The organism is Streptomyces prasinopilosus (assembly GCF_001419695.1).
In the GTDB taxonomy this organism is placed as follows: Bacteria; Actinomycetota; Actinomycetes; order Streptomycetales; family Streptomycetaceae; genus Streptomyces; species Streptomyces prasinopilosus.
The window spans coordinates 1-7631 of the sequence record NZ_LIRG01000117.1 but is presented as its reverse complement, the minus strand read 5'-3'; the positions used below and the strand labels follow the sequence as shown (position 1 = coordinate 7631).

Below are 7631 nucleotides of genomic sequence, written 5' to 3'. Positions count from 1 at the left end.
CGTCCGCCCGGGCGGACGGCTCCGGCACGCGCGCGTAGGCGTCGGGGCGGTGCAGCCGGGCGGCACGGCCGAAGGGCGAGACGATCCAGTCGGCGCGGCCGATCACCCTGCTCACCGGGACCATGCCGCCGCCGGGCGAACCGAGCCGGTCGCGGGAGTCGCTGGAGGAGCCGCGGTGGTCGCCGAGGACGAACAGGCGCTGCTCGGGGACGACCACGTCGAAGGGCACCGCGGAGGCGCTCTCGCCGGGGAACAGGAAACCCGACTCGTCGACCGTCCGGCCGTTCACCCGGATCCTCCCGTCCTTGTCGCAGCAGACCACGCGGTCCCCGCCCACGCCGACGACGCGTTTGATGTAGTCGGCGTTCCCGAAATACCCGGAGCCGTCGAACACCACCACGTCCCCGCGCTGCGGTCCGGCACCGAAACGGTATGCCAACTTGAGTACGAGAACACGGTCCCCGGTCCTCAACGCGGGCTCCATCGACCCGCTGGGGATCTGGAACGGCCGGGCCACGAAGGTGCTGAGCACCGTCAGGAGCAGCAGCACGAAGAGCAGGGCCGCGATGGCCCGGCCCCCGGGAAGCCGTCCCGCGAGGCGTCCCGCCAACGCGGAACGCGACCGCTCCTCCGGGCCCGGGCCCCCCGAGGTGTCCTCGGGTCCGGCCGGGTGGGAGGAGCGGTCGCGCTCCGTCGACTGTGCTTCGGTGTCCATCGAGGCCAGATGTTATCCGGCCCCGGGAAGCGCTCAGCTCTCGCGCTTCTCCTTGATCTTCGCCGCCTTGCCGCGCAGCTCGCGCAGGTAGTACAGCTTGGCGCGGCGGACGTCGCCCTTGGTGACGACCTCGATCTTCTCGACGATCGGGGTGTGCACCGGGAAGGTGCGCTCGACGCCGACGGAGAAGGAGACCTTGCGGACCGTGAAGGTCTCGCGCACGCCGGCACCCTGACGGCGGATCACGACGCCCTTGAACTGCTGCACACGGGAGCGGTTGCCCTCGATGACGCGCACGTGGACGTTGACGGTGTCGCCGGGGCGGAAGTTCGGCAGGTCGCTGCGCAGCGACGCGGAGTCGACGGAGTCGAGCAGGTGAGACATTTCGTCTGCTTTCTTCGCTGATGCCGCAGGTCATCAACGGCAATAGGGTTTCGGATCGGGGTGTGCGGTCCGGAGCGGGCGTCGTGTCCCCCTGCGGCAGGGGCGCACGCCGGACGACGCACGACAGCGGCCTATTGTTCCACGGCGCCGGTCCTGCGCCAAAATCGGCCGTACGGCGCCCCGGCCGGGTCCGGCTCCCAGCCCAGGATGGAGAGCATCTCGCGGTCCTTCTTGTCGAAGGCCCCGGGGTCGCAGCGCTCGATGAGGTCGGGCCGGCTGGCCGTGGTGCGCCTCAGCGCCTCGTCGCGCCGCCAGCGGGCGATCTTCCCGTGGTGGCCGCTGAGCAGCACCTCGGGAACGCCCCGGCCGCGCCAGACGGGCGGCTTGGTGTGCACGGGGCCTTCCAGGAGGCCGGCCATGGCGCCCGGGGCGAAGGAGTCGTCCCGGTGGGACTCGGCGTTGCCCAGGACGCCGGGCAGCAGCCGGGCCACGGCCTCGGTGACGACGAGGACGGCCGCCTCGCCGCCGGCCAGGACGTAGTCGCCGATGGAGACCTCGTACACCGGCATGCGGGTCGCGTACTCGTCGACGACGCGCCGGTCGATGCCCTCGTAGCGGGCCGGGGTGAAGACCAGCCAGGGGCGTTCGGAGAGGTGGACGGCGAGGTCCTGGGTGAAGGGGCGGCCGCTGGGGGTGGGGACCACCAGGGCGGGCGCGTGCGCACCGGCCTCGTAGCCGTCCGCCAGGATCTCGTCGAGCGCCTCGCCCCAGGGCTCGGTCTTCATGACCATGCCGGGGCCGCCGCCGTACGGGGTGTCGTCGACGGTGTTGTGCCGGTCGTGGGTCCAGGAGCGGAGGTCGTGCACCCGGACGTCCAGCTGTCCGCGTGCGCGCGCCTTGCCGACCAGGGAGACGTTCAGCGGTTCGAGGTACTCGGGGAAGATGGTGACGACGTCGAGCCGCATCAGGCCTCGTCCCGCGGGGCGGTGGTCCCGTCCGCCGGGGCGGCGATCTCGGCCCGGTCGTCGATGAGGCCCGGCGGCGGGTCGATGACCGCGCGCTGCTCCCCGAGGTCGATCTCGGTGACGATCTGCTCCACGAACGGCACGAGCACCTCGCCGCCGTCGGGCCGCTCCACCACGAAGAGGTCCTGCGTCGGCAGGTGGGCGATCTCGGTGATCCGGCCCACCGGCTGCCCGTCCCGGGTGACGACGTCGAGGTCGATCAGCTGGTGGTCGTAGTACTCGTCGTCCTCCTCGGGCCGTTCGTCCGGGTCGACCTCGGCGATGAGGAGGGTGTTGCGCAGCGCCTCGGCGCCGGTGCGGTCACGGACGCCCTCGAAGCGCAGCAGGAGACGGCCGCTGTGCACCCGGCCCGTCTCGATGGTGAGCGGCCCGGCGGAAGGGGGATCGGTGGCCAGGACGGCACCGGGTCCGAGCCTCAGCTCCGGCTCGTCGGTGCGGACCTCCACGGTGACCTCGCCCTTGATGCCGTGGGCACGGCCGATGCGAGCGACTACCAGCTGCACTGTGTTTGATCTCCTGTCGTACGACGACGGGCCGGGGACGGCCCTGAGGCCCTCCCCGGCCCGAGCCGGTTGCGCTGAGCGTCAGCGGACGTGGTCCACGTCGACGAGGTCGACGCGGACACCGCGGCCGCCGATGGCGCCCACGACGGTGCGCAGGGCGCGTGCGGTGCGGCCGTTGCGGCCGATCACCTTGCCGAGGTCGTCCGGGTGGACCCGGACCTCGAGCACACGCCCGCGGCGCAGGTTGCGCGAGGCGACCTGCACCTCGTCGGGGTGGTCGACGATGCCCTTCACGAGGTGCTCGAGAGCCTCCTCGAGCATGCTCAGGCCTCGGTCGACGCGGACTCGGCCGGGGCCTCGTCCTTCTTCTCAGTCTTCTTCTTCGGGGTGATGGCGTCACCCTTGCCCTCGTCCTCGCCGCCGAGCGCCTCGAACGACGGGCGGGCGGGCTTCTCGGCCTGCTGGAGCAGCGGAGCCGGGGCGGGCTCGCCCTTGAACTTCTGCCAGTCGCCGGTCTTCTTCAGGATGGCGAGCACGGACTCGGTCGGCTGGGCGCCGACGCCGAGCCAGTACGCCACACGCTCGGCGTCGACCTCCATCACCGACGGGTTGTACGTCGGGTGGTACTTGCCGATCTCCTCGATGGCCCGGCCGTCACGGCGGGTACGGGAGTCGGCGACGACGATGCGGTAGTGAGGCGAACGGATCTTGCCCAGACGCTTCAGCTTGATCTTGACTGCCACGGGAGTGGGTTCTCCTGGATTTTGACGTGGTGGGGCACGGCGGGATGGCCGCGTGGGGTTGCGGTACCCGAGTGCCCGATGGACGCGTCAGCCGGAGGAGAGAGGGTTCCTGTACGGCCGTCGAGTACAGCTGGCCATTCTGCCACATCCCGCGGGAGGCCGGGCCCGCGGGGTCGGCGGACCGCACCGGGGCACGCCTCACCGGCACCCGGCGGGACGGGGGCCGCGCCGCCCCGCCGGATGCCCGGTGGGGCGGCGCGGCCGCCGCGGATGCGCGGGAGTGGGCGGCATCCGCACGCCCGACGTGCGTCCGGCACCCACGAGGTGCCGACTGCCGTCAGCCCGCGACCGCGGCCACCCCCTCGGGAATCCGGAACGGCTTGCCGCAGCCGCCGCAGACGATGGGGGCCTGCGCCAGGACCGACGGGACGACCCGCACGTTGCGGCCGCAGTCGCAGACGGCCTTGACGCGCACCCCGCCGCCGGACGAGCCGTGACGTGCCGCCGGACCGCGGAAACTGCGGGCGGTGTCGCCCGCGGTCGCGGCGGAGTGCGCCTTCAGGGCGCGCTGGAGGCGCTCGGTGGTGGGCCGGTAGCGGCGCTTGGCCTCCGGGGTGAGGGAGACCAGCGAGAAGCCGCTGCTGGGATGCGGCTCGTCGGGGTGGTCCAGGCCCAGTTCCTCGGCGATCGCGAGGAATCTGCGGTTGTGGTAGCGGCCTGCGCGGGAGGTGTCGCGTACGCCGCGTGCGGCGGCGATGCCATGGACTGCCTCGTGCAGCAGTCGCTCGAAGGAGAGCTCGTGACCGCACGCGGACGACGACTCCCCGATCAGGGACTCGGGCGCGGCAAGATCGGGCAGCTCGGGGTGGTACCGCTGGATGTCGGCCCACGCCTGTGCCAGTTCTGCGGCGAGTACAGGTGGTGTCTGTGTCGTGCTCACGTAACGACAACGAGCCGGGGTGCCCCTGTGTTCCGATTCCGGGGCATCCCAAATAATTTGCCCTTACCCGTCAGTATGCGCTCATGCGTCCCGACGAGGGCGGGCGCGCTGATCTGCGGAGAAGCCTCACAGCTCACCTCAAGGTGGTGCGTAGGCTGACGTACACGGTCCCCGCGGTCCGGCGCCCGCATGCCGGTTCTCCCGTGGACCGCGGACGCGCAAGGGGTGTTTCGGCCGCGCTCCCGACGGAGCGGCCCCGGCCCCGCGGGCGTGCTTCAGGGGCACGACGTTACCCCGTCCGCCGCCCGCGCCCGGGACCGGGCCGCCCGGCGTTCACGCCGTCCGCCCCCGGATCACCGTTGTGCGGACCTCGGCCGGAACCATCCGGTCTCCGCCGGATTACCGGGATGTGAATTCTTGCCACTGGCACGAGCGTCTCCCAAGCCGTCGCCCCGCTCCACTGGACGCCGGGTCGAGGGCGGAGTTTCCTGGCATGACGGGGGTAGTGCGAGCGCGCCGCGCGGGGGCGAGGCGATCGGGCGGCGCGGCGGCTCTCGGCTGATTGGGGCGCTTACCTATGACACCTACGCTCGTGCGGCAGCACCTTCCTCGCACAGGCCACGGCCCTCGCGTGGACCGGCGGGCACGCGCGCGTGACTGGTCCGAGATACAGGAGAGGATGCTCGTACCGCTCTACGAGGCCGTCTACGGGCGCTTGGGCGTGGGGCCCGGGTCGCGGCTGCTGGGCCTCGGCTGCGGTTCGGGGCTCGCCCTGCTGATGGCGGCCTCCCGGGGCGCCGCGGTCACCGGTGTCGACGCCTCGTCGGACCGGCTGGCCCTCGCGCGCGAGCGGCTGCTGCCCGCCGGGCGGGACGCACGCGCGCGGGCGGACGTCCTGATCGTGGACGGCTCCCGCGGGGACACGGTCCACGGGGGCGCCGCGGACACGGCGGGCACGGCGGCGGCTTCCGGGACGGGGACGGCTGGCGGGGGCGGCCCCGCGTACACCCTGGTGACCGCCTTCGAACCCATCGGCTGCCTCGCGGGCGACGCCGACGGGCTGAGCGAACAGCTCGCCGGGGCGGTGCCGCTCGCCGGTCGCGGAGCGGCCGTGGTGCTGACCGGCTGGGGTCCTCCGGAACGCTGCGCCACGATGTCCGTGCTCCGGGCGGCCGCCGGGCCGGCGGAGCCGCCGCGCGGCGCGGGCGCCTGGCGTCCCGCACACCGCGACGACCTGGAGGACGTCGCCCGGCGGGCGGGCCTTTGGCCGGACGGTTCGGGACGGGTGGCCTGCCCCTTCGGGTACGCCGACGCGGACAGCGCCGTACGGGGTCTGCTGTCGACGGGACTGTTCGATGCGGCGATCGCGGCGGCGGACCGGGTCCAGGTGGACAAGGAGATCGCCGAGGCGCTGCATCCGTACGAGCGGCAGGACGGAACGGTGTGGATGCCGAACGTCTTCCGGTACCTGATCGCCCGGACGCCCTGACGCCGTCGCGGGCGCCGCGCGCACACGCCACGGGGGCGCCCCCTCGGCGGGAGGCGCCCCCGCGGCGCGCGGAGGGCCGTCGGCCCCGGGACGGTCAGCCCATGAACTTCTTGAACTCGTCCGGGAGCTCGAAGTTCTGGCCGCCCTGCTGGGGCAGTCCGAAGGCGCTGCCCCCCTCGGCCGCCGCGGCGCGGCGCTGGGCGGCCTCCTCCTCCTGCTGCTTGCGCTTCATCGGGTTGCCGGAGCGCTGCTTGCCCTTGGCCTGCTTCTGCTTCTTCTTCGTCCGGCCGGGGCCGCCGCCCATGCCCGGCATCCCGGGCATCCCCGGCATGCCGCCGCCCTGGGCCATGCGGGACATCATCTTGCGGGCCTCGAAGAACCGCTCCACGAGGGACTTCACGGCGCTGACCTCGACGCCGGAGCCCTTGGCGATGCGGGCGCGGCGCGAACCGTTGATGATCGTCGGTTCCTGGCGCTCGGCCGGGGTCATCGACTTGATGATCGCGGCGGTGCGGTCGACGTCCCGCTCGTCGAGGTTGTTGATCTGGTCCTTGATCTGGCCCATGCCGGGCAGCATGCCGAGCAGCTTCGAGATGCTGCCCATCTTCCGGACCTGCTCCATCTGGGCCAGGAAGTCGTCCAGGGTGAAGTCCTGGCCCTTCTTGGACGCCAGCTTGGAGGCCATCTGGGCGGCCTCTTCCTGGCTGAAGGTCTTCTCCGCCTGCTCGATCAGGGTGAGCAGGTCGCCCATGTCGAGGATGCGGGAGGCCATCCGGTCGGGGTGGAAGGCGTCGAACTCGTCGAGCTTCTCACCGTTCGACGCGAACATGATCGGCTTGCCGGTCACCGAGGCGATCGACAGGGCCGCACCACCGCGGGCGTCGCCGTCGAGCTTGGAGAGCACCACGCCGTCGAAGCCGACGCCGTCGCGGAAGGCCTCGGCGGTGTTGACGGCGTCCTGGCCGATCATCGCGTCGACGACGAACAGGATCTCGTCGGGCGAGACGGCGTCCCTGATGTCCGCGGCCTGCCGCATCAGCTCCTGGTCGATGCCCAGGCGGCCGGCGGTGTCCACGATGACGACGTCGTGGACCTTGGACCTGGCGAAGTCGATGGAGTCCTTGGCGACCTTGACCGGGTCGCCCACGCCGTTGCCCGGCTCGGGCGCGTAGACCGCCACGCCGGCGCGCTCGGCGACGACGCTGAGCTGGTTGACGGCGTTGGGGCGCTGGAGGTCGCAGGCGACCAGGAGCGGCGAGTGGCCCTGTTCCTTGAGCCAGCGGCCGAGCTTGCCCGCGAGGGTGGTCTTGCCCGCACCCTGCAGACCCGCCAGCATGATCACGGTGGGCGGCTGCTTGGCGAACCGCAGACGGCGCGTCTCGCCGCCGAGGATGGCCACCAGCTCCTCGTTGACGATCTTGAGGACCTGCTGCGCCGGATTCAGCGCCTTGGAGACCTCGGCGCCCGAAGCCCTGTCCTTGACGTTCTTGATGAACGCCCGGACGACGGGAAGGGCCACGTCGGCCTCGAGGAGCGCGATACGGATCTCGCGCGCCGTGGCGTCGATGTCCGCTTCGCTCAGCCGGCCTTTTCCGCGGAGGTTCTTGAAGGTCTGGCTGAGGCGGTCGGAGAGAGTATCGAACACGGCGGCGTCGGTCCTCGGAGTCGGGGGCGGAGCTGGGCTGCCCTCCAGGATATCCGGCCCGGCCGACAAATCCTCCCCGCCCGCTCGAAAGAGCGGACAGGGACGACGAACCCCGTGACGACGGGGAGCAGGTCGTGTTCCCGTCGGTCCCACCCGACCGCCCCGGGCCGTCCCCGCGTCGGCGGGG

Annotated in this window: 9 protein-coding genes; 1 reads left to right on the top strand and 8 read right to left on the bottom strand. The window is 72.2% G+C overall.

All coding sequences use genetic code 11. The features are described from left to right. The 7 genes from lepB to AOK18_RS06215 form a co-directional block, all read right to left on the bottom strand. A partial coding sequence (lepB, locus tag AOK18_RS06245; protein WP_055693648.1) for a signal peptidase I occupies positions 1-715 on the bottom strand: 715 nt, incomplete at its 3' end. 33 nt (positions 716-748) lie between these two features. Next, entirely contained in the window at positions 749-1099 is a 351-nt protein-coding gene (gene rplS, locus AOK18_RS06240) for a 50S ribosomal protein L19 (protein WP_055571316.1), read from the bottom strand. Between the two features lie 131 nt (positions 1100-1230). Further along, the gene (gene trmD, locus AOK18_RS06235) at positions 1231-2064 is read right to left on the bottom strand and encodes a tRNA (guanosine(37)-N1)-methyltransferase TrmD (RefSeq protein WP_055693647.1); all 834 of its coding nucleotides are present in this window, start codon (positions 2062-2064) and stop codon (positions 1231-1233) included. Then, entirely contained in the window at positions 2064-2627 is a 564-nt protein-coding gene (gene rimM / locus AOK18_RS06230; protein ID WP_055571314.1) for a ribosome maturation factor RimM, read from the bottom strand. Before rimM ends, trmD begins: the two co-directional genes overlap by 1 nt. Before the next feature lie 81 nt (positions 2628-2708). Beyond that, positions 2709-2948: an RNA-binding protein gene (locus AOK18_RS06225; protein ID WP_055571313.1), complete on the bottom strand. Its 240-nt coding sequence runs from the start codon at positions 2946-2948 to the stop codon at positions 2709-2711. 2 nt (positions 2949-2950) lie between these two features. Continuing rightward, positions 2951-3370: a 30S ribosomal protein S16 gene (rpsP, locus tag AOK18_RS06220; protein WP_055571312.1), complete on the bottom strand. Its 420-nt coding sequence runs from the start codon at positions 3368-3370 to the stop codon at positions 2951-2953. A 337-nt stretch (positions 3371-3707) separates the two neighbouring features. Continuing rightward, positions 3708-4310: a hypothetical protein gene (locus AOK18_RS06215; protein WP_055571311.1), complete on the bottom strand. Its 603-nt coding sequence runs from the start codon at positions 4308-4310 to the stop codon at positions 3708-3710. A gap of 577 nt (positions 4311-4887) precedes the next feature. Here AOK18_RS06215 and AOK18_RS06210 point away from each other — a divergent pair. Then, positions 4888-5799: a methyltransferase domain-containing protein gene (locus tag AOK18_RS06210; RefSeq protein WP_055693646.1), complete on the top strand. Its 912-nt coding sequence runs from the start codon at positions 4888-4890 to the stop codon at positions 5797-5799. A gap of 94 nt (positions 5800-5893) precedes the next feature. Here the strand turns inward: AOK18_RS06210 and ffh are convergent, their stop codons facing one another. Then, entirely contained in the window at positions 5894-7444 is a 1551-nt protein-coding gene (gene ffh / locus AOK18_RS06205; protein WP_055571309.1) for a signal recognition particle protein, read from the bottom strand. Positions 7445-7631: the final 187 nt, after the last annotated feature.